Genomic DNA, 23,407 nt, shown 5'->3' on the forward strand with positions numbered 1-23,407 from the left:
TTCAACGTGTCGATACTCGTTAGACATAAGCCTGTCCTCAAGCCTGTGCTTGAGCCTTTCTGCTTATGCCGACTGTCCGGTCGAAATGGGGGGCAGTTCAGGTCCTATGAAGCGCCCCATGACGCGGTGGCCAAGATCAAGGACCGGCTGGCTTTCTATGCCGATCGTTTCGAGATCGTGGAGCATTCGGCCTGAGCCATGTCCGGCGCTAGGAACGCTACCGTACGCATGCTAGGAAATGGGCAGCCGCCCGGAAGGTGCGGGTCTTCTTTTTCGTCTTGCCGCCGGTCACGATCCGGTCAGTATCCGGCTTTATTCACCTGACATGCAGCAGAATTCCGAAAAGCAGCGGGGAACATTCGGAACGGGGGTTCTTGCCTCCGCGATCCTGCATGTCGGCTTTGCCGCTGCGCTCCTGTTCCAGTGGCCAGTCAGCCAGCCGGAGCCGGAAAAGGAAGAGACGGTGAAGGTCGAGATGGTTCAGGAGCCTGAGAAAAAGCCTGAGCCCGAGATGAAACCGGAACCGGAGAAAAAGCCTGAGCCGGAAAAGAAGGTGGAACCGGTGGTGAAACCTGCGCCGGAAACCAAGCCGGAGGAAAAGCCGGAACCGCAGCCGAAGGGCGAGGAAGCCAAGCCCGCCGAAAAGCCGGCGGAAAAGGCCGAGGAAAAAACTCCGGCGAAATCCGAAGAGCAGCCGGCGAAGCAGCAACCCGACCAGAAACAGGCGGAGGAGGCGAGGGCGCCAGCCGGGCGCTCCCTGCCGCAGGCCTTCGAGTCGGCCGCAAAGGATGGCGGCAAGGAGGCGGGTGGCGATCGCCCGTCGGAACCGGTCAAGAAGCCCGACACGGAGCCGCAAGCCGATCGCGCCCTTCCGCCCGCCGGGCAGCAGATGCCGCAGAAGATCGAGCCGGATCTCGCCAAGCCGCAGGACAAGCCAGTGGAAACACGGGATGTCGCCAAGCTGCCTGAACTCGAACTGCCCGAATCCGTCAATCCGTCCGACACCCTGAATGAAGGGGAGGCGCTGATCGAGAACGTCCCGACACCACAGGCGCGACCGAAGGATATTCCGGCAGTCAGCCAGGCGACGGTTCAGGAGCTTGCCGCCGCCAACGTTCCCGCCTCCGATGCGCGCTCAAGCCGCCCACCATCCGAGTTGAAGAAGGCGCGCGAACTCTATTCCGAGAACACGCTTTCGGACCCGCGCATCCGCCAGGCTCTGGGCCAACTGCCAAGGGAGCGGCGCATCGTGCAGATGTGCATGATCGAGACCTTGGAACAGGTTCGCCGCACCCGGCCGGACACCGTGCCGCAAGGCCTGTTCTTCGATCCCCGTGACGGTTCGCCGATCTCCGGCCAGGTCATGACGGCCATGGGCGCCGCCTACAAGATATCAGGCGGATGGATCGATGTTGATTTCAAATGCACCGTCAATGCCGATGCCGACGGCATCACCGCCTTCAGCTTCGCCGTCGGCGGTTCCGTGCCGAAAAGCCAGTGGCAGGCGCGGCGCTTTCCGAAGAACTAAGGTTTCGGCGGTAGGCACATCGCGGTCAATTCCCCTTAGATTCTGTCTCGTCGTCATCGATTCCTCTTTACCGTTTTCGCAAGGACGCTATTCATGACCTCGCGCTGGACGTATCCGGACGGAAAGCTTTGGTTCAGCCGCGCTTTTGTTGCCCGGCAAGCATGGGACGGCAGATTTTTGGAGCTAGCAGGAAAAACAGTTGCGATCGTCGGAAACGCCCAATCCTTGATGGAAAGCGGTCATGGCGCCGAGATCGACGCCTATGACGTCGTGATCCGGATGAATTGCGGTCTTCCGACCAACCCGGAGGATCAGGGCCGCCGCACGGATATTCTGGCGTTCTCGACGCTTGCGGTCGTCAAGGCCGTCTTTCGCCGCTTCCATGCGGGGGAGCATATCTGGATGTCACCCAAGCTGAGGGCGGATATCGGCCAGTTCGCCGAGGTGCCGGAAAATCTCTCTTTCTACAATATCGACCGGTGGGAGGCGCTTGAGGCCAGGCTCGGTGCGCGGCCGAGCGTGGGCGCGATGGTGCTGGATCTGGTATCGAGCTTCAATCCGGCGGCCGTCGGTGTCTTCGGCTATGATTTCAAGCGAACGCTGACCTGGTATGAGCCGAAACAGCACATCGGCCCTCACAGCTATGAGGCGGAAGAACGCTTCTGCGAAGAACTGGCAGGGGCGCATGGCTGGCTCTTGGTCCGGGACTATGCGCCGCCTTGCGAAACCGCCGGCGCAGAGCCGGATTGACGGGAGGTCAAGGCTCGCCGTCAGCGCGGTTGCCTGAGGGCGGCGTCCAGTGCGGTTTCGGTCCGTTCCAGCAGCGTCCGGCGGATAGCCGTCATATCGACGGCTTCCGGGCTCCAGTTGGCGGCCGAAAAATCCGGTGCGGTCAGGACCGGCAGCAGGCTGCGCAGATAGCTGAACCTGTTGTCGTCCTTGCGGCGCAGGATCGAGACGGGAATCCCCGAAGCCATGCACGGCGTCGCGGCGTGGTGCAGCGGCGTGATCACCATCGATGCGTTGTCCCGATAATAGTTCAGCAGGTAACTGGCGTAGTTTTCCGCATCGTGCATGTCTTGGGCGCTGACCGGAAAGCTGTGGATGATCTTTCTCTGGAACACCAGTTCGACCTTGCGTTTCATGGAAGGCCGCATGGACTGAAGGGCTTCCAGCGGAATATCGCCGACGCCGGAGCCGTAGACCAGCATTATCTTTTCGCGTTCCGGCGGCGATGGGCGCGGATCGAAGGTCATCGTCAGGCAGCCGGTTGTATAGGCTTTCACGCCATATTTGTGAAAGAGAGCCTCGACCGTCGTGTCGCGGCAGCCGATCGGCTCATGGCGTTTGAAAAAGTCGAGAAACTCGACGATGATCGGTTCCTTGGCCTGGAAGCCGATGAAGACCGGTGTGATGTTATCAGGCAGAGGAAAGCAGCGGCGGAAGAAACAGCCGTTCATGATCAGCACGAGCGGTTCTCCCGCATAGCTTGAAAGCGTGTCCCGATCGACGGTGACGACATCCTCGTCGGCTATTCCGGCCTTCTTGTAGAAATTGCGCACCGCGAGCGTCTGCATGTAGTCGCCGAGGTTGATGGAGATATGCCCGTTATTCTTCAACTGCTCGTCGAGAACCACCGACCCGCTATAGCTGAAAACCAGAACGCCGTATTTCATGTGAGCCTTTCCGCCGTTTGTCCTCGCGGGCAGACCGGCGAGGTTGGACGTTCATTCAGTCCTGCATCATCGCTTCCAGGGCGGCCCGTTCGCCGGCCCAATCGTGCATATCGTTGCCCTGACGCCCACTGTCATAGGCATAGCGCCCGGTTTCGTCCGGACCACCGGCAAAGCCGAAAAGATCGGAGCGCCGAAGGCTCGTTCTTATCGCCTTCAGCCGGTGAAGGATCATGAGACCCGTGGTCGGCCAGGCGCCCAATGCTCGTCCGAGGTCTCCGAGAACATTCATGAATGGAAAACAGATACGAAAGCCTGCGGCTTCGAGTTCCGCCACACGCTGCCAGTTGCGCTCGATGAAGCGCCGTTTGCATGGCATGAAGCAGATGATCGTTCCCGGCGGAAGATCGCCATAATAAACGAACGCATCCTTCGCGGCGAGAACGCTGAAGACCACGGTGACGCGCGAACCATAATCCGCGGCCCATTCGCCACCGATGCGGAAGCGATTGAAGCGCACGACTTCGTCTCGCCCGTCAATCCCGGCGCCGGAACCGCGCCCGAGTTCGGAAGGGGCATTGCCGACGATCGCGAGACTGCGTTGCGGATCGGACAGGCGTTCGATCAGTTCCTGCTCCACCTGCCGGGACCGCGCCATGAAGCCGGCGATGTCATCGATTGTTTCGTCTTTGGGCCCGAGCCCCGTCTCACGCAGGAATGCTGCAATCGCGGCGTTCTTCTGGGCAACGGCCGCCAGCAACGGGGGCTTGGCATTTCGCGCCAGATCGGCCGCAAGACCGGTTTCTGTGGCCTCGATGCAGCTTGACAGGGCGCATTCGAAGATCGCTGCGTCGCTTGGCGCCGCCCGAGCATGCGCGACGGCGTCTTCGGCGCGAGACCGGTCCGGCGCGCGTGTCCACCAGTCGTGTTCCAGCAGCGCAAACCGCAAGTCCGTTCGCTTGGACATCGCCGGTTTCGCAAGTTCAGCCGCGAGCCTGTCTCGCGCACCTCGCGTCCTCTCCGAAAAGGGAAGGGTCCGGGTGAGGACATGGAAATTATCCTCGACTGTCTCCCATTCCGGCCGTCCGGCCGGTGCATGTGCGTCCCAGAACTCTTCGGCCAGCAGGTTGCGGGTTTGATGGATGAGATAGAATGTCAGGGCGAGGCGCGCCGCGACGGCATCGACGGGCGAGCGCGCTTCGGCGATAGCCATCATGCGTGCAGCTTCCGCCCGGAACCGGTCGTCGTCCTTGAGCAATATCGCAGCCGCGGCGGACAGGGCCGCTTCACCCCAGCCGCCTTTCTCATGGAGGTGAGGGGTGGGGGCGGTCCAGAAGCGTGTGGTGAAAAGCAGCGCCTTCTCGGCCGAGCCACCCGAAATGGTCTGCGGGCATTTCGGAAAGAAATGCACCAGGTTCAACTTGCCGGGAAGGGCGGCGCGCGCCTCGACGAGCGCGCGCATTCCGTCTTCGATCCGTCCCGCCCGCAGATAGGACAATGCCGCCTGTCGCAGCGGGGTGGCGGGATTGTCGCCCGTCTGCGCCGCCTCAATCCAGTGCTTGCCAGCCTCCAGATAATTCCGCCGCGCGTCTGCCACCTTCGCGAGCGCTTCGGCTTCGTAGAACTTGGTGATGGGAACGCCTCCGGTAGGGCGCGGTGCGAGCAGGTCAGGTTCTGGGCACTTTTCGATCGCGTCGAACAGTTGATTGTAAACTGTGCGATTGTCCTGCGCCCATTTGATCATGGGCAGAATTTCGGCCTGCTTCAGTGCAACCGGGATCGGGGTGGGGATCGCCGACAGCAGGTCGAGAAACTTGTGGGAGTTGCCGCGCAGGAGAACAAAGGGCAGGCGCGCACGGGCCGCCGCATACATCGCATGATGGCGCCCAGTGACCAGAAGGTCGGCGGTTCTGAGCGATTTCACGAGGGACGACCAGGAGATTTCACGCAGGTCGACCCGGAGCCAGTCCCGGGCGAAATCGGCGGAAAGCCAGGCGAATTCAAAGTTTTCCACCCAGAAGTCGGTGGTGACGATCCGTCCGGTCCAGTCATAGGACAGCGCGCTTTCATCGATCGGTTCGAAATAGGAAAGGTCGAGCGTTGCGTTGGCCGCTTCATTGTGGCGGAGCATCAGATCGGCCCTGCTTGCCTCGCCCCGCGTCATCAGGCCGTCCAGCCGGGCGAGGACCGGATCATATTCCAGGGGATTTTCATGCCAGAGCGTGTTGATCAGATAGCTGCGGCGGCCCGTGATCTGGGCCTGATTGAGGCGCCGCATCTTGGCGTGAAATCCTGTCGAGCCATGATGCATGGTGCCTTCGCCGTTCATGACGACAGCATCATGTTCCTGCCAGGGTTCGACGAGCGTCGCGTCGCGGGACAGCAGGCGCCGGATCGTTTGCCAGACCGCATCGGAACCGCAATGGTAGGACGAATGATCGCCCAGCAGAAGAATTCTCAATCTCGATCACTCACTTGAAAAGGACACGCGCCGCTCCTTTTCGTCGGGAGCAATTTGCCGCCCGATTCCTATTTGGTCACGCGCCTTGATTCAAGCGCCTCCACCGGGAATTGCCCCGCCTCTCCGTCGAAAGGCGGGGCTCATGCTACTTATAAAACCCCTCGCGCAGGTTCAGCCCATGCTCCAGCCAGACCTTCATGGCGCAGAGCGCGCCCGTCCAACCCTCGCAATTGCCAAAGGAGCCTTTCAGCCCGCCCGTCGTCGTCGGCCAGCCTTCCTCGCTGATCGAGACGAGCGTGCGGTTGTCTTCGAGCGGCTCGAAGGTCATCGTCACGGTCGTGTCGTAGCCGACCGGCTCAGGGCTTCCCTCGTTGCCCGCCCATCGGAACACGATCTTTTTGTTCTTCACCACCTCGACCACATGGACGGGGAAGGCGCCCGGAAAATCGTGAAAATCCCAAGTCACGGTGGCGCCGGTCTCCAGTCTTCCTTTGGCGCCGCCTGTGGTGAAATAGCGCGACAGCTGGTCGGGGTTCACCACCGCCTCGAACACCTGTGAAACCGGCTTGGCGATCCGACCGGCAACTCTGAACTTCAGATCCATGATCATTCCTCCTGTTTTCCCGCTTGTCGATGACGCCATTATGTTATAAAAATATAACATGTCAATCGATGAGCAAAACGACAGGATCTTCAAGGCCTTGGCCGCCTCCAGCCGGCGCTCGCTTCTGGACAGGCTGAAGGACCGGCCGCAGACGACCGGGGAGCTGTGCCAGCACTTCCCGGCGCTCGATCGCTGCACGGTGATGCAGCACCTGAAGGTTCTGGAGGAGGCGGACCTGATCATCGTCCGGCGTGAAGGGCGCGAGCGCTGGAACCATCTCAATCCGCTGCCGATCAAGGATATTCACGACCGCTGGATCGGACCCTATGCGGCACAGGCGGTCGAGATGCTCGCCCGCCTGAAAGGTGATCTGGAGGGCTGATCAGCCCCCGGCCGCCGCTTTTTCCAATCCCGCGACATCGAGCTTCACCATCTGCATCATGGCGGCCTGAACGCGGCCGGCCTTGGCCCGGTCGGGATCGCTCATCAGGTCCATCAGCGCGTTCGGAATGATCTGCCAGCTGACGCCGAACCGGTCGGTGAGCCATCCGCATTGCTGAGGCTTGCCGCCCTCCAGCAGTCTGTCCCAATAATAATCGACCTCGGCCTGGTCCTTGCAGCCGACGAAGAAGGAGATGGCGGGCGTAAACCGGTAATGCGGGCCGCCGTTCAGCCCCATAAAGGCCTGTCCTTCCAGTTGGAAGGCGGCGGTGAAGGTTTTCCCGTCCGGGCCTTGCTGCCGGTAGGTCACCTTCGCCTGCTTGAAGATCGAGAGATAGAGGTCGAGCGCCTCGTCGAGATTGTCGTCGAACCAGAGAAACGGCGTGATTTTCTGCATGAAATTTCCTCCTGTGCGGGATGTTGCCTCTTACGACGAACAAGCCGTCGCCAATTCGACAGGATGCGGCATTTTTTTCTGCACCCCGATGCTCCGATCATGTGCCCCGTTCGCGCGACAATGGACGAACGCCTATAAAAATCCGGACTGGCCTCTTGTCTTTCAGAAAATATATCTTACGATATATCTCATGTTATGTCTTAAGAAAGGAAACTCCATGTTTGGGCGTCACTGGGGCCATCGCGGCCACAACAATCGCGACTGCAAGGAACGCGAACGGCATGCGCATGATCGCCATGGCCATGACCGGCATGGACGCCATGGCGGTCCCGGCCGGTTCGAGGGCGGTTTCGGTTCGGGCGGTTTCCGCTCGGGGCGCAAGCTCTCGTCCGGTGATCTGCAGCTGCTGATCCTCGCCTTGCTGGCGCGCGATCCCGCCCATGGCTATGAGCTCATCCGCACGATCGAGGAAATCTCCGGCGGCTTCTATGTGCCGAGCCCCGGCATGATCTACCCGGCGCTGACCTATCTCGACGAGATCGGCCATGCGGTGGCCGAGGCCGATGGAAACAAGAAGCTGTTCCGCATCACGGATGAAGGCCGGGTTGCGCTGGACGCCGATCGCGCTAAGGCTGACCGTATCATCGAAGGCCTCGGCCGCATCGGCGCAAAGATGGATGCCGTCCGCGACGTCTTCGAGGGCAGGGGGCAGGAGCCGGGCGAAGACCCGGAGGCGCATGGCTATCACGCGCTCGAAATCGCCCGCCAGGCCATCAAGTCGGCGCTGTTCCACAAACGGGGCTGTTCGCCGCAAGAGGCGGCACGGCTCGCGGACATCCTCCGCCGCGCCGTCGATGAGATCAATCGCGGCTGAGGCCGCGCCGAAGGGAAAGTTCATGACTGAAAGACACGCTGTCGCTCGCGTCCGCCACGAGCTGCGCCGCCGCTTGCTGACGGTGAAAACCGCCGAGCGGCTGACCCCGCAGATGGTCCGCATCACCCTGACCGGCGAGGATCTCACCGGTTTCGTCAGCGCCGGTTATGACGATCACGTCAAGCTGTGCCTGCCGCTGGCCGGGCAGGCGGCCCCCGTTTGGCCCGTTGGCCCCGACGCGCCGGCCTTGCCGGAAGGTACGGTGATCTCGCCGATACGCGATTTCACCCCGCGCCGCCATGATGCCGCGCAAGGCGAACTGGTGGTCGATTTCGCCATCCACGAAGCCGGCCCCGCCACCGAATGGGCGTCCGCCGCCAAGCCCGGCAGCGTGCTCGGCGTCGGCGGCCCGCGCGGCTCCTTCGTCGTCACCGACGATTTCGACTGGTACCTGTTGATCGGTGACGAAACGGCACTCCCTGCTATCGGCCGCCGCCTCGAAGAACTGCGGCCGGGCGTTCGGAGCATCGCCATTGCTACCGTCGCGAACTCCGAAGAAGAGCAGGTGTTCGACACGAGAACCACGCTCGAAACCCACTGGGTCCACCGTCCGCTCACGGACGCCAGCAACTCCGCTCACCTGCTGGATGCCGTCAGGGCACTGCCGCTGCCGGAAGGCGACGGCTATATCTGGATTGCCGGCGATAACGAGACGGTCAAGCTGCTGCGCAAACATCTCGTCGAAGAGCGCGGCCATAACCGCGCCTGGATCAAGGCCGCTGGCTATTGGCGCAAGGGCAGCGCCGGCTTCCACGAAAACCACAACGAAGGTTGAAACAGCCTTCCGCAAGTTGCAGGCATGATCGACCACGGATGTCCTTGATATCTGTGGTTGTCCTTTGCCGCCAATGGTCAGTTCGCGTGACCTGCAATCAAGCTTTCATTAAGGTATGAAAAGCATCATTGCGCCGGTTCCTTGCGGGAGAATGTCTGAATGGCCGTTGTAAGAGCTTTCGGGAAATCGTCGGCGGACATGGCGCAGCGCGAGGCCGAACGGCTGGCAGCGCTGGAAAGCCTCGATCTCCTGGATACGCCCCGTGACGAAGGCCTCGATCGTGTTGTCCGTCTGATCAAGGACATCTTCACTGTCGATATTGGTATTGTCTCGCTGATCGATGCGCACCGGCAATGGTACAAATCCTGCATCGGCATGCCCGTCGACGAGGTTCCGCGCGAGGATACGTTCTGCCGCTATGTGCTCGATATCGAGCAGCCGATCATCGTCGAGGACGCCACCCGGGATCCCCGCTTCGCCAACAATCCCGCCGTCACCGGCGATAGCCATATCCGCTTCTATGCCGGCGTGCCGCTGAAGACGAAGGAAGGCCATGTGATCGGCACGGTCTGTGCCATCGATCGCCGGACGCGATCGTTCAGCGCGAAGGACCTGTCGATCCTGACTGAACTTGCCGGCGTTGCGATGGACCGGATCACGCTCCTGCAATCGGCGGCGACGGATGGTCTGACCGAGGTTCTGACCCGCCGTGCCTTTCGCAGTGAGGCCGAACAGCTCATTTCGCTGGCGGTGCGCCACCAGCATGATCTGTCGTGTATCGCGCTCGATATCGATCATTTCAAGCGGGTCAACGATACCCATGGCCATGCCGCAGGTGATGAGGTCCTGAAAGCCGTGGCTTCGATCTGCAAGGCGGGCCTGCGGGTTGGCGATCTCTTCGGCCGCCTTGGCGGGGAGGAGTTCGTGGTCCTCCTGCCGCATGTCGATCGGGATGGAGCGATGGCGGTTGCCGAGAAACTCCGGACGGCGATTTCGGCCCAGCCGGTCAGCGGCGCGTTCGGCGAGTTGACCGTCACCGCCAGCTTCGGCGTGTCGACGCTGTCGATCGTCAGCAAGGATATCGACACCCTGCTCGCTCAAGCCGATGCGGCGATGTACCAGGCAAAACATCGCGGCCGCAATCGCTGCATCGCCTGGAGTTCCCTTCAGGCCGTCGATACGACAGGGTCCCGCCGCCGGGTGCTGAAGGCAGGCTCTATCCTGTTCAACGACCGGCGCTCGACCATCGACTGCACGGTGCGCTCGCTCGGCACCGATAGCGCCGGGCTCTCCGTCTCCAGTTCCGCCGGCATTCCCTCGGAGTTCGTCCTGTCGATCAAGGGCGAGGGCTTCGAGACCCGCTGCCAGGTCATTGCGCAGGACCGGCAGAACCTGGAAGTGGCCTTCCGCTGAATCTCTCGCCTATCCGCGCGCCGGCGCCAGTTCGGGCTCCGCCTGCGTCTGCGGGAAGGGGCGGAAGGTCATGGCGATCAGGAAGGCGCCGATGCCGATCGCCCAGGCGCTGATATAGAGCCAGCCATAGCTTGCGAACGTATCGTAGATCAGCCCGCCCGCCACCGGTCCCGTCGCCATGCCGAGGCTGCCGGCCATCGCCGTGCCGCCGATCACCGTCCCCATCATCCTCAGCGGAAAGTTTTCGCGCGCCAGCACGGCATAGAGCGGCATGACGCCGGCATAGATGAAGCCGAACAGGGCGGCCACCGCATAGAAGGCGCTGAGTTCACGGACGAAGAAATAGGCGAGCGCCCCGAAAGCCTGCGCCAGCAGCCCGAGAACGAGGATGCGCTTGGCGCCGAACCTGTCGCCAAGCAGGCCGAAGGCGATGCGCCCGCCCATGCCGGCCAGCCCCTCGACGCTGTAGATGGTCACGGCCGCGATCATCGGGATGCCGCAGCTGATGGCATAGCTCACCGTATGAAAGATTGGCCCGGAATGGGTGGCGCAGCAGAAGAAGTTCGTCAAAAGCAGGATGATGAATTGCGGCGTGCGCACCACCTGTCCGACCGTCATCGACGATTGCGGCCCGCCTGTGTCCGATACCGCCTCCGTTGCGTTCTGCAACGCCGGTGCCGGACGCACCAGCAGTGACACCGGGATCATCACGGCGGCGACGAGAACGGCGATGATCTGCAGCGATGTGCGCCAGTCATGGATGGTGACGAGCCAGGCGGCCAGCGGCGACATGGTGATCGGCGCCATGCCCATGCCGGCTGAGACCAGCGAAACGGCAAGGCTCCGGTGGGTGTCGAACCAGCCGGTGACGCAGGCCATCAGCGGTGCGAAGATGGCCGCTGTCGCACCGCCGACCACGAGCCCGAACATCAGCTGGAATTCGAGGAGTGATGTCGCCCGGCTGGTCAGGAACAGGCCGAGGGCAAGGATCACCGAGCCGGTGACCGCGATCGGCCGGGCACCCCAGCGGTCCGACAGGCTGCCCCAGACCATGCTGCCCGCCGCCATCGCCAGAAAGCCGATGGTCATCGCACTGGAGACGCCGGTCACCGACCAGCCGGTATCGCGCGAAATCGGCAGCAGAAACACCGGCAGAGAAAACATCGCGCCGATGGCCAGGCAACCCAACAGGCCGCCCGCGGCAACGATCACCCAACGATAGGACGAATTGGACATGCTGCAACTCCACAATGACGGCAACGCCGTCGGTAAACACGCAGTGTCAGGAAATCATGCTGTCTATTCTTTGGCCCTGCGGCCCGCTCCGCCTCAGAAGTATCGCATCCGGAAAAGACCCCCTCTGGCCTGCCGGCCATCTCCCCCACAAGGGGGAGAGACCCTGCCGCTACCCTGTGCCTTCAAACTCGGCGGTAGCGGCAGTCTAACCCCTCCCCCTTGTGGGGAGGGGTTGGGGAGGGGATCTTTCCCAGATGCGATGACCCTCGTCTCCGCGACATAAGCTTCCAAGAACACCGGCCTAAGCTTCCACGAACACCGGCCGTTTTCAACTGAAACGATACCGGCCCTGCGATGCTTTTCATTCAAGCCGCAAACGCCGGCGCGGCAGCTTGTGGCCGTGTCGCATAAATCAGGCTGAGGCGTCCGTCGGGAAGGGTCTCCGCCTTTTGCGGTTCGAAGCGATGGCGTCGCCCCATCCCGGCGAAAAGTGCGCGGCCATGACCGGCGACCAGCGGATAGACGAGCAGCCGGATCTCATCCACCAGTCCGGCATCGATCAGGCTGGCCGTCAGCTGCGCGCCGCCCATGAGATAGATCGCCTTGCCGTTCTGTCGTTTCAGCGCCGCGACATCGTCCACTGTCTGCAGGAACCGTGTCTGCGGCCAGTTCGCCGTGGTCAGCGTGCTCGACAGCACGTAATGCGGTGTCTTTTCCGCAAACTTCGACCATTCGATCTCAGCGGCGCTCGGCGGATTGCCGGTGATCCACACCGGCCTGTCCGGCTCATCGCGGATCGCCGTCCAGTATCGCTCGTAGCCGGGATACATGCCGGCACCCAGCAGGCAGGCGTCGATCTCCTGCGTCAGGCCATAGTCCTCCGACCAGGCATCCACCCAGTCGGCCGTTCCCTCCGGTCCTTCCATCATGCCATCGATCGAGATCTTCATGCCGGCGATCAGTCTGCGCATGCCATCCTCCATCCGTTCGTCGTGTGCGCCCGGCCGCGCGGCCGGGCTGTTGGCGGTGACTGCCGAAAGGATCAGGAGGCGAGCGCCCGCTCGGTCTCGTTCATCGGTTCGCCGACATTCGGCTGTCCCTTGCCGGTCATGATCAGGTCGCGCAGGCTGCCGTTGACATAAGTGGTCCAGCCATTGGTGCAGGCGTCGTAGCATTCATATTCGGGCACGAGGCCGAGATGCGTGACGCGCACTTCCGTCAACCCGTCCTTGCGCGTGATGTCGAAGACGATCTGCGTGCCCGTCCATTCGGTGTCGTCCCGGGTGAAGTTGAAATAGTTGTCGAGCACCAGCCAGGCGACCCTTTTGCCGGGCACCAGTTCCGTCACCCGGATTTCGCAGCGATGGATATCGTGGAAGCGATACTTGAATGCCTGTCCCGCCTGGTCCGTCGGCCGGCTGATATCCTCCGACCACCAGCCGCGCACATTGTTGATGGCCGCGAAGGCCGCGTCCGGCGTCTGCTCGACGGTAAAGGCCGTGGTGAAGCTTTGATCTGTCATGGTTGTCTCCTTTTGTCGGGTTCGATTTTCGGTCTGGTTGGTGATGCTGTTTGGGTATTTCGATAATTCAACCGTACGGGTGAATATACGGGTGAATTTTCAATAGTCAACCATTTGGATGAATGTTTTCCATTGCCCGCGGGAAAGTGCAAAATCCAGACGTCTGGTAGGAGCCAAGCCGGCTTGCCGACACATTTCTCTTCAGATCGCTGAAAGGTTGCTGGCCGGTTCCGTAGCATACAGGCTCACCGTCATTCCTGTGCTCGTCACAGGAATCCAGTGCGCCGCGTCTGCGGCGCGCAGGACTCTTGGAATGGACGCCCAGAAAGGCGTTCTCTCACCGCGCGGACGCGCGGTGGCTGGATTCCTGTGACGAGCACAGGAATGACGGAGGAGGGTAGTGCCGGACCACACAGCACCGCGTGTCACATATGCCGCGCAATCGTCGCCAGAACACGTCAAGTCTGCTTCATACGGGGATACATCTTCGCTTGCAGGTACGGCATATTTACTTCTTCCCCAGTGGGAGAGGACACAAAATCAACATCTTAGCCAAAGGCTAGGTGTTAGATTTTGTTGGTGAGGGGATCTCCACCACATGTCAAAATCCCCGCCTCCATCACCCGTGCCACAATCTCCTCGTCCCGTCACGGATACACCGGTTTGCGTTGCCGGCGAGGCGGGGCCGGTGCCCGGGTGGTCTGGCGGAACGCGCGTCAGATATCCGGGGCCGCGTGAAAGGCGGTTCTCCTCCGGTTCGCGAATGAACCGGGCGTGCCGGGTAGCCACGCCACGGGCGGCTCACGCCGTCGGACGGTTCTGCCGTCCAAGGGTCCAGGGCTGAACCCCGCCTCATTGAAAGGCTCTGCGGATAAGCAGCGGGCCGGGGCATTGGAGGCCTCTCCGTCAAACGGGAGGCGCAGAAGAACTTGAGAAGCGCGGCAAAAGACACCGAAACGGGGCACATCGCGTGTCACCTACTACTATACCCTGAGGCACTCGATGTGTCCCGGCCGATCCTGCCGCGTCTTTGACCGGCAGACTGAAAATGTCTCAAGCCACGGGCGGATGCCGCCGCGTGAAGGGAAAGGTGCGTTTCCATGCCAGAGCCGACTCTCGAGCCAGAATCCGTTGCCGAACAGGAACCGGTTGCCAGATCTCCGTCTCCCAAACCGCCGATGCCGTTCGACGTGTTTGTCGCCCTTTCGCGCAAAGCGGCCGCGGGCTTGGAAATGCCGTCGTTCTGCCGTCTGCGCCGATGCGCGCGGGCCGGGCACTGCATCGGCAAGTTGAAGCAACGCGAAATTCCAAGTGAGCTCCGTACCGGCAAGACATTTTCGGTCTGGCTGCCGCTGTGCATCGCCAGTACCGACGATGATTGGCTGGGGGCCTTCATCATCTACTGGGGGTGCTACCGCGACATGTATTTCGATCGCCCCATTCGCCCTCCGGAGGCGGAAGCCTCCCTCCCGGCAAGGGACGAGGAATGGCCCCATGCCGATCAATGATCGCTCTAAAGGTTACCGGCTTTTCTCAAACCCACGGCTTGACGCCTCCCGCCGCCGCGCCATCTTCTCGGCCATCGGTTATCGTGGAGGAGACTGACATGCCCTATGTCGATGGTTTTATCGTTGCCGTCCCGAAGGACAATATCGAAGCCTACAAGGACATGGCCCGTGCGGCCGGCGCGGTCTGGAAGGAATATGGCGCGCTCTCCTATGTCGAATGCATCGGCGACGACGTGCCCTATGGCGAGCTCACCTCCTTTCCGCGCGCCGTCAAGGCGACGGACGACGAACTGGTGATCTTCTCCTGGATCACCTATCCCTCCCGCGAGGAGCGCGATGCGATCAATGCCAAGGTCATGGCCGATCCGCGCCTCAGCATGGACAACTGGAACATGCCGTTCGATGGCAAGCGGATGATCTATGGAGGCTTCAAAAGCTTCCTCGAATTGTGACATGGTCGGGCGGCAGTCATCGCTGAAGGAACCCCATGCCCCAGACGATCATCAGCCTGTCCACCCGTGGTGCCGGCCTCTATGAATTCACCGATCAGGCCGAGCATTTCGTCGCGAGAACCGGCGTGGAGGAGGGGCTGCTGACCGTCTTCGTCCGCCACACATCCTGTTCGCTGCTGATCCAGGAAAATGCAGATCCGGATGTCCGGCGTGATCTTGACCAGTTCTTCAAGCGCCTCGTGCCGCGCTCGGACGATCCGTCGATGCGCTGGATCGTCCACACGGCGGAAGGGGCGGATGACATGCCCGCCCATATCAAGGCGGCGCTGACACAGGTCTCGATCGGCATTCCCGTCGGCGACGGTCGGTTGATGCTCGGAACCTGGCAGGGGCTTTACCTGTTTGAACATCGCGACCGCCCGCATCGCCGCGAGATCGTCCTGCATTTGGGAGGTTGATTGGAGCAAAACGTTTGTTCTGGACAAGCGGGCATTGCCGGGTGCAGTCTCTTGCACGTGGTTGCTTGCATCTGCTTCGGTTGCCATTCCGGGAACAAAATCAGAGCTTTGGCGTTAGGAATTGCCGGTCTGTTTCGTGAGGCCGGCCGAAGAGCGAGGAAAGATCATTGACTGACGCGCAGACCATCGCCAGCCGCTTCATCGAAGCCCTGAACGAACGTGATTTCCAGACGATCGGCTCCTTTCTCGATGAGGACGTAGCGCTCGATACGCTCACCGGCCAGCGTACCATCGGTGCCGATCCCCTGCGCATGAACGTCATGAGCTACTTTCGCCATTTCGACGAGCGCTTCAGCGACATGGTGATCATGCACGATGCCTTCGGCCAGCGCGTCGCCGTCGATGTCACCGCACGCGGCCAGTACCGCGAGACCATGCCCGGCTTTCCCGAGGCCAGCGGCCAATCCTATTCGATCCCCAGCGTCTTCGTCTTCGAGTTCGAAAACGGCTCGATCACTAGGCTCAGCCACTACCGCAACATCCGCGTCTTCGAAAAGGCACTCGCCCACTGATCCAGATTCGAAATCGCGGGCACAACCTTCCTGTCTCGATCCGCTCTCCCCGTGAACCCTGGATGAACGACGGATTCCGTTTCCGTTCAGCCTCCCGGCTCTAACCTGATCTCAATGCCCCAGAAGACCTGAGCGGGCGTAAGATGAGATCAACGGGAGAAACAGTCATGAGACAGACCCTTTCCAAACTGATGCTGGCCGGCTTCATCGGCCTCACCGGATTCGGCGCTACGTTGGCACCGGCCGCCGCCGACACCCTGACCCTCGGCATCTATTCCGGCGGCATCGTCGATGCACAGTACCGCGATGGACCGCGCTATGGCGACGAACGCGACTGGGGCCGCGAACCCAATTACCATTCCGGTCGTCGCCATGGCGGCTGGGGCCATGAGCGCCGCGGCCGTTGTGATCCGTGGCTCGCCCAGGACAAGGCCCGCGCCCACGGCATGCGCCGCGCTCGCGTCGTCGATGTCTCGCCGCGCCGTGTCGTGGTCGAAGGTCGCCGCTGGGGTGAATATCGCCGGGCCGTTTTCGCCAATGTCCGTGGTTGCCCGTTCATCGGCGGCTGATCGGGTTTCTCCCACTCGAATACCTTCCGTCTTGTCTCCCCCGGCCGGCGGAATGTATCGCCCCTCGTGACCCTGTCACGGGGGGCGTTTCGCATGTGGCAATGCCGATCGGTTACGAAATCGTGCTGCGCCAAAAAAACAAGCCAAAAGAAAACCCGCCGAAGCGGGTCCCCTTTTTCATGAAGCAACATCCACGGTGATCCGCGTCCTGCTATTATTGCTTGATCGCGAAGGTCACGTTGACAGTGACGTTGTAGCTGTTCTCTCCCGTCGCGATTGGTACGGCATCACCGGCATATTCCTTTGCCATGGTGCGCATCATCGGCATCGGTTCGGGCCGGGATGAGTTCTCTGAAATCTCGACGATACGCCCGACCGAAACGCCGGCGGCCTCCGACAGCACCTTGGCCTTGGCGACAGCGTCCGTCACAGCCGATTTGCGGGCTTCGGTGATCGTTGCCTCGGGCTTGTCATTCGAAAACTGGATCGAGCCGCCCTGGTTGACGCCGAGCGTCACCGACTGGTCGATGATCTCGCCGAGCTTGGCCAGATCACGCACGGTGATCGTCAGCGAATTGGCTACCTGGTAGCCGGTCAGCACGGCCGGGCGATTGCCGCCGTCGCTGTTGTCCGGATACTGGTATTGCGGGTTGACCGCAAAGCCCGAGGTCTGCAGGTCGCGATCGGCAATGCCGCCGCTCTTCAGCGCGTTCAGCACATCCGCCATGGCCTTGTTGTTGGCATCCAGCGCTTCCTTGGCAGTCTTTGCGTCCTTCACGACGCTGAACGACAGGATCGCCATGTCCGGCGCAATGCTGGAGCGGCCTTCGCCCGAAACGGTGATCACGGCTTCACGGGGCGTGTTGTCCTGCGCGAATGCCGAGGCGCCGGCCATACCCGCAAAAGCGGCCGCAAGAACGGCTGTCCTGAGGCTGCGGGAAAGGGATTTCGATTTCATGGATGGGTTCTCTCCGATTGTGTTTCGTCCCTAGCTCCCTTCTTGGGCATTGATTGTGTAGGGATTACGGCGGCGTCTTGTGGGAAAAACAGTTTTCCGCTAGAGCCAGTTCCACCTGCCGTCTGCCATTGGCCGGCAGGCACCGGACATGTTCCGCGGCGGGCCTGTAGCTCAATGGTTAGAGCCGGCGGCTCATAACCGCTTGGTTGGGGGTTCGAGTCCCTCCGGGCCCACCATATTTACCAGGGTTTCTGGGCGATTTTATTGCCCTACGTCGATTAAATGCGAAATCCGGGGCAACAATTCGGGCAACACTTCGCTGTCAGACATTCGCTCTGTTGAACTCGCTCATCACTCTCGCTGCCTCAATGAGCTTGCACCTCACGACATTCATGCCTGCAGAAAGCGCCTGCATCTCAGCATCAAGGTTGAGAGAATCAATTCCCATTGAAATGAGCATCGACAGGTGGGCGCATTCGTGGACGATGTCTTCAGCATCGACCAGCGTTGTTTCGCCGCGAGCAGCATCATAACGGTTTTCGAGGAAGGCGAGCGCCGCTTCGACCATGCGATCTCCTGCATCGCTGTCCTTCACGCCGCCTTCGTCTTCCGAGGCTAAGCGCAGAGCTTCAATCGCGCCGGCCATGGTGCCAGCAGGTCCCCGCCATTGGTTTAGCCTGGCGAGATGCGGGCCATAGGACTGATCAGCGTAGAGGTTTGTGCCTACATCGTCATCGCGAGGATGGTTGAGCTCAAAGTCAGCGAGGCCGTCTCGGTACGCGCGAATCGTGTCGAAAAGTGGATCTCGAATTGATGGCATGCCTTCGGCGGCGGCCGGAACAGGTATGTTCGGCATTGAAGTGCTCCTGATTTGATTTCTATGGGTATAATTATTGCCGTAATTAACCATGTGTCAATAACTATGTACATAATTATTGCAATGTTAAGCGCGATTGATATTCTGAGAGAAATTGGAGGCAATCATTATGGGCAGACCACCCGTTCCAACGCACCTTAAGCGCGATAAGCGTCTTGTGGTTATGCTTACCGATGACGAAAGCTTGATGCTGGCCGAAGCAGCGAAGAACGCAGGCGCGGCGTCAGTCAGCGACTGGGTGAGGGAAGTTCTGCTTGGACGTGCGGAGGGGAAGCTGTGAACCTGGTGCCGGCATGGATACAAATTCTACAAGCGTTGATGACGCCGCTGTTAGCAATCGTCGCTGGCTACATTGGCTACAGGCAATGGCATACCGCACACCAGAAAATTATGCTCGACCTCTTTGATCGCCGGCTCAACGTTTACTCCAACGTTCGAAGTGCCCTGACTATGATTACCAGCGAGGGGGTGACAGACCAATCCTTGGAATTACTCTTCGAAGCGGAAGATAAGGCAACCTTCCTTTTTGGCGAAGAAATTCGATCGTATTTGGTTGATCTGTGGTCATTGTGCGTAAGTCTTCCTGCAGAAGATCAAGGGGTTTTGATGAGAGCTATTGATGAGTTTTATGAGCGGGGCGCGGACCGTTTCGCTCCCTACATGCGTATGGACCAAAAGCAGGTCCGATCTCTCAGAGAATGGCTCAGCGAGCGAAATCGAATCCGGCTCAGCTATGCCGATGAAAAGCAGAAATAGTCACGGGCCGTACAGCAGTTCCGGCGCACTTGAGGCGTGACAACGTCTCGTGGTGATGCTGACCGACGAGGAGAATGCAATGCTCGCTAGCGCTGCAAAGTCGGCGGGCGCGGCATCGGTAAGTGTTTGGGTTCGTAAGATACATCTCAAGGCTGCGACTGACGGCGAACGACCTATCTTGAGCCCGTCCTAGCTGGCGTCAAACTGACGCACTTCACTATGGAACCATAAAAGTAACTGCGCGTTCATTGACTGTTAAGGTGACCTATCATAATGATAGGTGTATGGCAGAAATCGTTCCGTTCGCGCTAACTACGAAGCAAGCTCACGAAATGATCCGTCAGCTCGCCGCTGATACGGACAATATCGTAATTATTGAGCATGCGAAAGCGCGAGGGAGGCAGCGTAGAATCACGCGCCGCCAGATTGAACTTTGTGTGCAGCGAGGCTCGATCACCGAGGGACCATTCCTGAACCAACACGGGAATTGGCAGGTGAACGTTTTTCGACACGCAGCGGGAGAGGAAATGACGTGCACCGTCGCAATAGAATGGGCCACTCGGCTTATTGTTGTGACGGTATTTTGAAAGGGCAAAAGAGATGGCTTACCACTACCAAGAGAGCGGTCTCGACAACGTATGGCTCGAAAACGGCTATACAATTCACCATACGCCTTATGGGGACGGCGTATCTATCCAGGATACTGCCGGTCTACATCGGGCGATCGGTGAATGGTTGATTGAGAGACCAATGCCACTAAACGGCGCAGAACTTCGGTTCGTTCGCCTTGAAATGGAGCTAACACAACGGGATCTCGCTGGCATCCTCGGCGCGGAAGAGCAGTCGGTGCGTCGCTGGGAGAAGCAACGCGACAAAGCCCTGAGTGGGCCTGCAGACCGGCTTCTACGGGCGCTGTACAGCGAATATCTAAGCGGTGACGGATCCGTTCGACGCATGGTCGACCGGCTGGCATCGCTCGACCAAGTTGATCGCGTCAACGTTCGTTTCTGTGAGACTGAAAGAGGATGGGCGCCCCAAAAATGCGCCAGCGCGGCTTAGTGCTGTCGAAGGCCCGATTAATTTCGGGCCTTTCTATTGCAGCGACCGCCCTAAACAAACCTTTGCTGATCAAGAGACTTCCTTTGGAAGACCGTCAGGCTCGTCTGCCCGCAGGTCGATGACGTAGCCAGGCGTCACGTTCACCGTGTTGTTCACCTGCACGTTCACCTGTGCTGCACCGATCGTGTGTTGCCCACGGTTCTGCCCGTCCAGATACTCAGCGGCCTTGAACTTGATGGTGTCGGTCTTGGCGTCGAGCAGTTCACCCATCGTATGCAGCGCACGGGGGCGGAGGCTGGTTCGCAGCATTTCCATGCATTCGTTGAGGTAGGCGAGGACGTGGGGTTTCGTCAGTGCGCTACGGAGGCTGTCGTCTTTTAGCCCCGCGTTTTCCGCCGCCTCGGGCCGCTGCTTGCCCTGAAAGACCATCATTTCGACTGCTGCCTTTACGGCCGGCGACAGAACGATCTGCTTGTCCTGCCGCCTCAAAGTTGCCGCAGCGCTCTGCCCAGCTCTCGAAAGCGCCTGTGTCGTTCGTTTGCTTCGAGCTGGCATGGTAGAACTCCTATTTCCAGTTTTCTTCGCCATCGAGCCCGTCCGGCACGTAAGGTCCGTCGGTTCCATCGATGCCGTATCGCCGATCCAGCCAGGCTCGGACTGCCGGCCAGTAGTAGCGGTTGGCGAAAAGCGGATCCTTCATCGGAAATCCTTCCTTATTCGCCACAGGAAGCACGCCTCTGAATTGCTCAGTAGTGAGGCCGATGCGATCGGCACATTCGGCGTCAGTGACGAACAGGATGTCTTTCTTTGCAGTCATGGCCATAGTCCTTCGATTTTAAACTCGCCCCACGTCCAGGGGACGCCGATCGATCATTTTAGGCGATCGCATCGAAGTCAATTTTTACCGCCGTCGCGACCTGATTTTTCAGGCGCCGTGGCCGGCGCGGGAGATCGACGAAGACGATGCCCACGCGCAGCCCGCCCAGCCACAATGGAAACACCTCCGGCCCCATACCCCGACCGTTTGGCCGGCCATAGTTTTCCAGCTTGTTCGAGTAACCTTCCTGCATCCCAGATAGGGCATCGAGCTCGATGCATGACATCTTCATGGCGCTGCGCCGTTTGGTGAGGGCGTCGACGAATTGCTCGTAGTCGGTTACGACACCCGACACAGGCTCCATTGTCGCCAAGGTGGGCGGCATGTCCGGATCGTATCCGGCCTTCCGCATCTCCCATCGGAAAACCTCGATCTCCCGGTAATAGTACCGGCGGTTCACCATCGTCGGCTGCGGAAAGTCCAGGGCCGGATCTGCTACCCACCGGCGGAGTGTGAATCGCGAAATTCCAAAACGCTCACTCACGTCCTGCGACGACAGGAAGCGGCCATGACGTGGCAGCTTACGCATGTGCGGCGTCCTCGGGAATGTTCTTGATGACATAGGCGAGGTTGGGCGTGATGTCGTTCCTGATCATGCCGTCCATTACGGCACGCTCGACCTCGACCCATGGCTTTTCAAGTTTGATCGAATGCTGCCAGGTGATCGGTCCGAATTGCCCGTGGCCGAAATCACCGACAGTCAGGGCGCCGAATGTGGAAGACATATAGCCGCCGAGGCGGTCGCGGAGACGGGTGCGGGTCAATGGTTGCACTTCGAGATCATGTGGGCTGTATTGCAGGTGGGGCAACCTACGCAGTTCCGCCGGCTGGCGGCTGCAGAACGAAAGGCCGCGGCTATACGCCAACCGTGCTCGCTCGGATTGCGCCTCGAATTGAGCGATAGCATCGATAAGCGAGTTCATTGCCGTCTCGACCCCGCTGAGAGCGGTCAGCCGGGCCGCCTCGGTCTCCTTGATCAATTCGATTGTGGCGGCGGCTTCGGATCGGGAAGCCTGACGGGCAAGCTTGTTCCGCTGCAGCTCTTCACGTTCTTCGGCTCGCGCGATCGCCTTTTCGAATGCCGCCAACTTTTCCATCTCGACGAGGATTTCATTGTTGTGCTCGAACGTCCGTCCCTCTTCCAGGGCCTCGACCTGCGCCTGCCGCAGCGCTTCAAGCCTCGCCTTGGTTTCTCTCTGCTGGGACCGGAGTGCGGTGGACGTAATGGGGGATTTCATTGCTGGCATTTTTGTGCTCTCCGCTTGAATTTGAGATGTTGCACGGCGTAGCACCGCGTAAGCGCGCGCACAAAGCACAGGCCCATTCCGCGATAAAGCTATGATTTGTAATAGAAATTTCCGTGGTCAAAAGCACAGCGTTTGCATTTTGATGTGCGGACTAAGCCGGCCCTCGACGGCGAGACCTGGTCACTTTTCCGGGCGTGTTCTTGGGATAGCGAAGGCGCTGGCTTTCATCCCCAGTCCCGCCGAACATGTCTGGCTCCCGAGGTGGTGGCGGGATGTGAACGGGAACAAAAGGCCGGTCGGGGCGGCTGACATCGACCCACCGCTTGCCATCAAAGCGCATTTCAGGAAAATTGGGGAAATACTCTTCACCTCGCCCTGAGACTAAGATCGAAATCGGGCCACGAAAGAGCAGGCGCCCCGGTCTGCTTCTTTCATCCGTCATGGGACCGCCTCCGTCGCGCTGCTTAGAGCAGCGACCGCGCTTTCTCGATCGCTAGGTCCAAGATGTTTCGATCCTGTACTAGGCGATTTACTGCCCCGCTGTGAACAGGGTCTCCGCCGCAGAGAACAGCATCAGCGTCACTCTCGATTTTCGAGTTGATGTCTGCCTCGAGTTTTGCTCGCTTATCGAGCAGATCGTTCAGCTTCTCTCTGGTCATTCGACAGGGCTCCAAAGGGTTGTGGCGTTATCCTGCCGCCGATCAGCCGGCAGCGGATGGCTCAATCTGTTCGACGTTCTGCATGGTGGCGAATGTGCTGACCTTGAACCGGGCTCCGCTCGAAGCGATCCAGCCGGAGATCATGTCACCAACGCCGATCGCAAGAGCCTGCTTCTGCTCATCCGAAAGCGTTGCATTATCGACGTCAAACGGCTCCGCTTCTGTGCCGAGATCTGCATTGATTTCTATGAACAGCGCCAGGACTTGATCAGCATTGGGGAACGCGAAAGGCGGCTTTTTGCCCTCCACTACCCAGAATGGCAAGGTTGGATCGGTCATGGCCTGTCCAGCGGCGACTGCGTCCGCGCGCGTTGGGTAGGGGCCGTTGTAGTGCGCTTCCGTGTGGTAGTAGAACCATCCGAACATGGGAT

General features: G+C 60.3%; 29 protein-coding genes, 1 tRNA gene and 1 pseudogene. 17 read left to right on the forward strand and 14 right to left on the reverse strand.

The genetic code is table 11. The annotated features are described in order from the left end of the window. From ASG68_RS32060 to ASG68_RS18190, 3 genes and pseudogenes are all read left to right on the forward strand, one after another. Positions 1-195, forward strand: a pseudogene (locus tag ASG68_RS32060) (DUF427 domain-containing protein); the annotation flags it as partial. 43 nt (positions 196-238) lie between these two features. Further along, positions 239-1,528, forward strand: coding sequence for a DUF930 domain-containing protein (locus tag ASG68_RS31505; protein ID WP_062579660.1), 1,290 nt, complete (start codon positions 239-241; stop codon positions 1,526-1,528). Between the two features lie 93 nt (positions 1,529-1,621). After that, entirely contained in the window at positions 1,622-2,278 is a 657-nt protein-coding gene (locus tag ASG68_RS18190; RefSeq protein WP_082478374.1) for a glycosyltransferase family 29 protein, read from the forward strand. A 20-nt stretch (positions 2,279-2,298) separates the two neighbouring features. Here the strand turns inward: ASG68_RS18190 and ASG68_RS18195 are convergent, their stop codons facing one another. From ASG68_RS18195 to ASG68_RS18205, 3 genes are all read right to left on the reverse strand, one after another. Then, complete coding sequence (locus ASG68_RS18195; protein WP_062579663.1) at positions 2,299-3,204, reverse strand: polysaccharide pyruvyl transferase family protein; 906 nt, start codon at positions 3,202-3,204, stop codon at positions 2,299-2,301. A 55-nt stretch (positions 3,205-3,259) separates the two neighbouring features. Further along, positions 3,260-5,662 (reverse strand): hypothetical protein, encoded by a 2,403-nt coding sequence (locus ASG68_RS18200; protein WP_062579665.1) that lies wholly within the window; start codon positions 5,660-5,662, stop codon positions 3,260-3,262. A gap of 145 nt (positions 5,663-5,807) precedes the next feature. Next, positions 5,808-6,266, reverse strand: coding sequence for an SRPBCC family protein (locus ASG68_RS18205; RefSeq protein WP_062580862.1), 459 nt, complete (start codon positions 6,264-6,266; stop codon positions 5,808-5,810). A 58-nt stretch (positions 6,267-6,324) separates the two neighbouring features. Between ASG68_RS18205 and ASG68_RS18210 the strand changes: the two genes are divergently transcribed. Further along, positions 6,325-6,648: an ArsR/SmtB family transcription factor gene (locus ASG68_RS18210; protein WP_062579667.1), complete on the forward strand. Its 324-nt coding sequence runs from the start codon at positions 6,325-6,327 to the stop codon at positions 6,646-6,648. On the opposite strand, the gene ASG68_RS18215 is transcribed toward ASG68_RS18210, so the two are convergent. Further along, positions 6,649-7,104 (reverse strand): VOC family protein, encoded by a 456-nt coding sequence (locus ASG68_RS18215; protein ID WP_062579669.1) that lies wholly within the window; start codon positions 7,102-7,104, stop codon positions 6,649-6,651. A gap of 217 nt (positions 7,105-7,321) precedes the next feature. Here ASG68_RS18215 and ASG68_RS18220 point away from each other — a divergent pair, with 217 nt between their 5' ends. From ASG68_RS18220 to ASG68_RS18230, 3 genes are all read left to right on the forward strand, one after another. Continuing rightward, positions 7,322-7,978, forward strand: a complete 657-nt coding sequence (locus ASG68_RS18220) for a PadR family transcriptional regulator (protein WP_062579671.1) — start codon at positions 7,322-7,324, stop codon at positions 7,976-7,978. 22 nt (positions 7,979-8,000) lie between these two features. Continuing rightward, positions 8,001-8,813: a siderophore-interacting protein gene (locus ASG68_RS18225; RefSeq protein WP_062609957.1), complete on the forward strand. Its 813-nt coding sequence runs from the start codon at positions 8,001-8,003 to the stop codon at positions 8,811-8,813. A 159-nt stretch (positions 8,814-8,972) separates the two neighbouring features. After that, positions 8,973-10,226, forward strand: a complete 1,254-nt coding sequence (locus tag ASG68_RS18230) for a sensor domain-containing diguanylate cyclase (RefSeq protein WP_062579675.1) — start codon at positions 8,973-8,975, stop codon at positions 10,224-10,226. A 9-nt stretch (positions 10,227-10,235) separates the two neighbouring features. Here the strand turns inward: ASG68_RS18230 and ASG68_RS18235 are convergent, their stop codons facing one another. The 3 genes from ASG68_RS18235 to ASG68_RS18245 form a co-directional block, all read right to left on the reverse strand. Next, positions 10,236-11,462 carry an MFS transporter gene (locus ASG68_RS18235; RefSeq protein WP_062579677.1) on the reverse strand — a complete coding sequence of 409 codons (1,227 nt, stop codon included), beginning with the start codon at positions 11,460-11,462 and terminating at the stop codon, positions 10,236-10,238. 365 nt (positions 11,463-11,827) lie between these two features. Beyond that, positions 11,828-12,433 (reverse strand): dihydrofolate reductase family protein, encoded by a 606-nt coding sequence (locus ASG68_RS18240; protein WP_062579680.1) that lies wholly within the window; start codon positions 12,431-12,433, stop codon positions 11,828-11,830. Between the two features lie 71 nt (positions 12,434-12,504). Continuing rightward, positions 12,505-12,984, reverse strand: a complete 480-nt coding sequence (locus ASG68_RS18245) for an SRPBCC family protein (protein WP_062609959.1) — start codon at positions 12,982-12,984, stop codon at positions 12,505-12,507. A 1,178-nt stretch (positions 12,985-14,162) separates the two neighbouring features. Here ASG68_RS18245 and ASG68_RS18250 point away from each other — a divergent pair. From ASG68_RS18250 to ASG68_RS18270, 5 genes are all read left to right on the forward strand, one after another. Continuing rightward, entirely contained in the window at positions 14,163-14,492 is a 330-nt protein-coding gene (locus ASG68_RS18250) for a hypothetical protein (protein WP_156384884.1), read from the forward strand. Positions 14,493-14,590: 98 nt separating this feature from the next. After that, positions 14,591-14,944, forward strand: coding sequence for a DUF1428 domain-containing protein (locus ASG68_RS18255; protein ID WP_062579685.1), 354 nt, complete (start codon positions 14,591-14,593; stop codon positions 14,942-14,944). Positions 14,945-14,979: 35 nt separating this feature from the next. Beyond that, positions 14,980-15,402, forward strand: a complete 423-nt coding sequence (locus ASG68_RS18260) for a secondary thiamine-phosphate synthase enzyme YjbQ (RefSeq protein ID WP_062579688.1) — start codon at positions 14,980-14,982, stop codon at positions 15,400-15,402. 167 nt (positions 15,403-15,569) lie between these two features. Then, entirely contained in the window at positions 15,570-15,974 is a 405-nt protein-coding gene (locus ASG68_RS18265) for a ketosteroid isomerase-related protein (RefSeq protein WP_062579690.1), read from the forward strand. A 167-nt stretch (positions 15,975-16,141) separates the two neighbouring features. After that, positions 16,142-16,543, forward strand: coding sequence for a hypothetical protein (locus ASG68_RS18270; protein WP_062579692.1), 402 nt, complete (start codon positions 16,142-16,144; stop codon positions 16,541-16,543). Positions 16,544-16,757: 214 nt separating this feature from the next. Here the strand turns inward: ASG68_RS18270 and ASG68_RS18275 are convergent, their stop codons facing one another. Further along, a complete protein-coding gene (locus ASG68_RS18275) occupies positions 16,758-17,501 on the reverse strand; it encodes an SIMPL domain-containing protein (RefSeq protein WP_062609962.1) in 744 nt (247 codons plus the stop codon). 160 nt (positions 17,502-17,661) lie between these two features. On the opposite strand from ASG68_RS18275, the gene ASG68_RS18280 reads away from it, so the two are divergent. Next, positions 17,662-17,737 (forward strand) — tRNA-Ile (locus ASG68_RS18280). 86 nt (positions 17,738-17,823) lie between these two features. Here the strand turns inward: ASG68_RS18280 and ASG68_RS31510 are convergent. After that, positions 17,824-18,357 (reverse strand): hypothetical protein, encoded by a 534-nt coding sequence (locus tag ASG68_RS31510; protein WP_156384885.1) that lies wholly within the window; start codon positions 18,355-18,357, stop codon positions 17,824-17,826. Positions 18,358-18,487: 130 nt separating this feature from the next. Between ASG68_RS31510 and ASG68_RS33065 the strand changes: the two genes are divergently transcribed. The 4 genes from ASG68_RS33065 (at position 18,488) to ASG68_RS18305 (ending at position 20,193) form a co-directional block, all read left to right on the forward strand. Continuing rightward, entirely contained in the window at positions 18,488-18,658 is a 171-nt protein-coding gene (locus ASG68_RS33065; RefSeq protein ID WP_156384886.1) for a plasmid mobilization protein, read from the forward strand. Beyond that, positions 18,655-19,134: a hypothetical protein gene (locus ASG68_RS18295; RefSeq protein WP_062609968.1), complete on the forward strand. Its 480-nt coding sequence runs from the start codon at positions 18,655-18,657 to the stop codon at positions 19,132-19,134. The genes ASG68_RS33065 and ASG68_RS18295 overlap by 4 nt, the downstream gene beginning before the upstream one ends. Before the next feature lie 332 nt (positions 19,135-19,466). Next, complete coding sequence (locus tag ASG68_RS33070) at positions 19,467-19,721, forward strand: DUF4258 domain-containing protein (protein WP_413814034.1); 255 nt, start codon at positions 19,467-19,469, stop codon at positions 19,719-19,721. A gap of 13 nt (positions 19,722-19,734) precedes the next feature. Next, positions 19,735-20,193, forward strand: coding sequence for a helix-turn-helix domain-containing protein (locus tag ASG68_RS18305; RefSeq protein ID WP_062609972.1), 459 nt, complete (start codon positions 19,735-19,737; stop codon positions 20,191-20,193). Between the two features lie 69 nt (positions 20,194-20,262). Here ASG68_RS18305 and ASG68_RS18310 read toward each other — a convergent pair whose 3' ends face one another. The 5 genes from ASG68_RS18310 to ASG68_RS18335 form a co-directional block, all read right to left on the reverse strand. Further along, the gene (locus ASG68_RS18310) at positions 20,263-20,748 is read right to left on the reverse strand and encodes a hypothetical protein (RefSeq protein WP_156384887.1); all 486 of its coding nucleotides are present in this window, start codon (positions 20,746-20,748) and stop codon (positions 20,263-20,265) included. Between the two features lie 10 nt (positions 20,749-20,758). Next, positions 20,759-21,010 carry a hypothetical protein gene (locus ASG68_RS18315; protein WP_062610087.1) on the reverse strand — a complete coding sequence of 84 codons (252 nt, stop codon included), beginning with the start codon at positions 21,008-21,010 and terminating at the stop codon, positions 20,759-20,761. Positions 21,011-21,068: 58 nt separating this feature from the next. Further along, complete coding sequence (locus ASG68_RS18320; protein ID WP_062609976.1) at positions 21,069-21,599, reverse strand: helix-turn-helix transcriptional regulator; 531 nt, start codon at positions 21,597-21,599, stop codon at positions 21,069-21,071. Beyond that, a complete protein-coding gene (locus ASG68_RS18325) occupies positions 21,592-22,386 on the reverse strand; it encodes a hypothetical protein (protein ID WP_156384888.1) in 795 nt (264 codons plus the stop codon). Before ASG68_RS18325 ends, ASG68_RS18320 begins: the two co-directional genes overlap by 8 nt. Before the next feature lie 632 nt (positions 22,387-23,018). Then, positions 23,019-23,402 carry a hypothetical protein gene (locus ASG68_RS18335; protein WP_062609982.1) on the reverse strand — a complete coding sequence of 128 codons (384 nt, stop codon included), beginning with the start codon at positions 23,400-23,402 and terminating at the stop codon, positions 23,019-23,021. Between the last annotated feature and the right edge of the window lie 5 nt (positions 23,403-23,407).

Source organism: Rhizobium sp. Leaf453 (genome assembly GCF_001425605.1).
GTDB lineage: Bacteria > Pseudomonadota > Alphaproteobacteria > Rhizobiales > Rhizobiaceae > Pararhizobium.

Bases quoted from the DNA above. Each gene is read 5' to 3' on its own strand.
- ASG68_RS31505 (WP_062579660.1), top strand. From the start codon at position 239: ATGGGCAGCCGCCCGGAAGGTGCGGGTCTTCTTTTTCGTCTTGCCGCC.
- ASG68_RS18190 (WP_082478374.1), top strand. From the start codon at position 1,622: ATGACCTCGCGCTGGACGTATCCGGACGGAAAGCTTTGGTTCAGCCGC.
- ASG68_RS18195 (WP_062579663.1), bottom strand. From the start codon at position 3,204: ATGAAATACGGCGTTCTGGTTTTCAGCTATAGCGGGTCGGTGGTTCTC.
- ASG68_RS18205 (WP_062580862.1), bottom strand. From the start codon at position 6,266: ATGGATCTGAAGTTCAGAGTTGCCGGTCGGATCGCCAAGCCGGTTTCA.
- ASG68_RS18210 (WP_062579667.1), top strand. From the start codon at position 6,325: ATGTCAATCGATGAGCAAAACGACAGGATCTTCAAGGCCTTGGCCGCC.
- ASG68_RS18215 (WP_062579669.1), bottom strand. From the start codon at position 7,104: ATGCAGAAAATCACGCCGTTTCTCTGGTTCGACGACAATCTCGACGAG.
- ASG68_RS18220 (WP_062579671.1), top strand. From the start codon at position 7,322: ATGTTTGGGCGTCACTGGGGCCATCGCGGCCACAACAATCGCGACTGC.
- ASG68_RS18225 (WP_062609957.1), top strand. From the start codon at position 8,001: ATGACTGAAAGACACGCTGTCGCTCGCGTCCGCCACGAGCTGCGCCGC.
- ASG68_RS18230 (WP_062579675.1), top strand. From the start codon at position 8,973: ATGGCCGTTGTAAGAGCTTTCGGGAAATCGTCGGCGGACATGGCGCAG.
- ASG68_RS18235 (WP_062579677.1), bottom strand. From the start codon at position 11,462: ATGTCCAATTCGTCCTATCGTTGGGTGATCGTTGCCGCGGGCGGCCTG.
- ASG68_RS18240 (WP_062579680.1), bottom strand. From the start codon at position 12,433: ATGCGCAGACTGATCGCCGGCATGAAGATCTCGATCGATGGCATGATG.
- ASG68_RS18245 (WP_062609959.1), bottom strand. From the start codon at position 12,984: ATGACAGATCAAAGCTTCACCACGGCCTTTACCGTCGAGCAGACGCCG.
- ASG68_RS18250 (WP_156384884.1), top strand. From the start codon at position 14,163: ATGCCGTTCGACGTGTTTGTCGCCCTTTCGCGCAAAGCGGCCGCGGGC.
- ASG68_RS18255 (WP_062579685.1), top strand. From the start codon at position 14,591: ATGCCCTATGTCGATGGTTTTATCGTTGCCGTCCCGAAGGACAATATC.
- ASG68_RS18260 (WP_062579688.1), top strand. From the start codon at position 14,980: ATGCCCCAGACGATCATCAGCCTGTCCACCCGTGGTGCCGGCCTCTAT.
- ASG68_RS18270 (WP_062579692.1), top strand. From the start codon at position 16,142: ATGAGACAGACCCTTTCCAAACTGATGCTGGCCGGCTTCATCGGCCTC.
- ASG68_RS18275 (WP_062609962.1), bottom strand. From the start codon at position 17,501: ATGAAATCGAAATCCCTTTCCCGCAGCCTCAGGACAGCCGTTCTTGCG.
- ASG68_RS31510 (WP_156384885.1), bottom strand. From the start codon at position 18,357: ATGCCGAACATACCTGTTCCGGCCGCCGCCGAAGGCATGCCATCAATT.
- ASG68_RS33065 (WP_156384886.1), top strand. From the start codon at position 18,488: ATGGGCAGACCACCCGTTCCAACGCACCTTAAGCGCGATAAGCGTCTT.
- ASG68_RS33070 (WP_413814034.1), top strand. From the start codon at position 19,467: ATGATCCGTCAGCTCGCCGCTGATACGGACAATATCGTAATTATTGAG.
- ASG68_RS18305 (WP_062609972.1), top strand. From the start codon at position 19,735: ATGGCTTACCACTACCAAGAGAGCGGTCTCGACAACGTATGGCTCGAA.
- ASG68_RS18310 (WP_156384887.1), bottom strand. From the start codon at position 20,748: ATGCCAGCTCGAAGCAAACGAACGACACAGGCGCTTTCGAGAGCTGGG.
- ASG68_RS18315 (WP_062610087.1), bottom strand. From the start codon at position 21,010: ATGACTGCAAAGAAAGACATCCTGTTCGTCACTGACGCCGAATGTGCC.
- ASG68_RS18320 (WP_062609976.1), bottom strand. From the start codon at position 21,599: ATGCGTAAGCTGCCACGTCATGGCCGCTTCCTGTCGTCGCAGGACGTG.
- ASG68_RS18335 (WP_062609982.1), bottom strand. From the start codon at position 23,402: ATGTTCGGATGGTTCTACTACCACACGGAAGCGCACTACAACGGCCCC.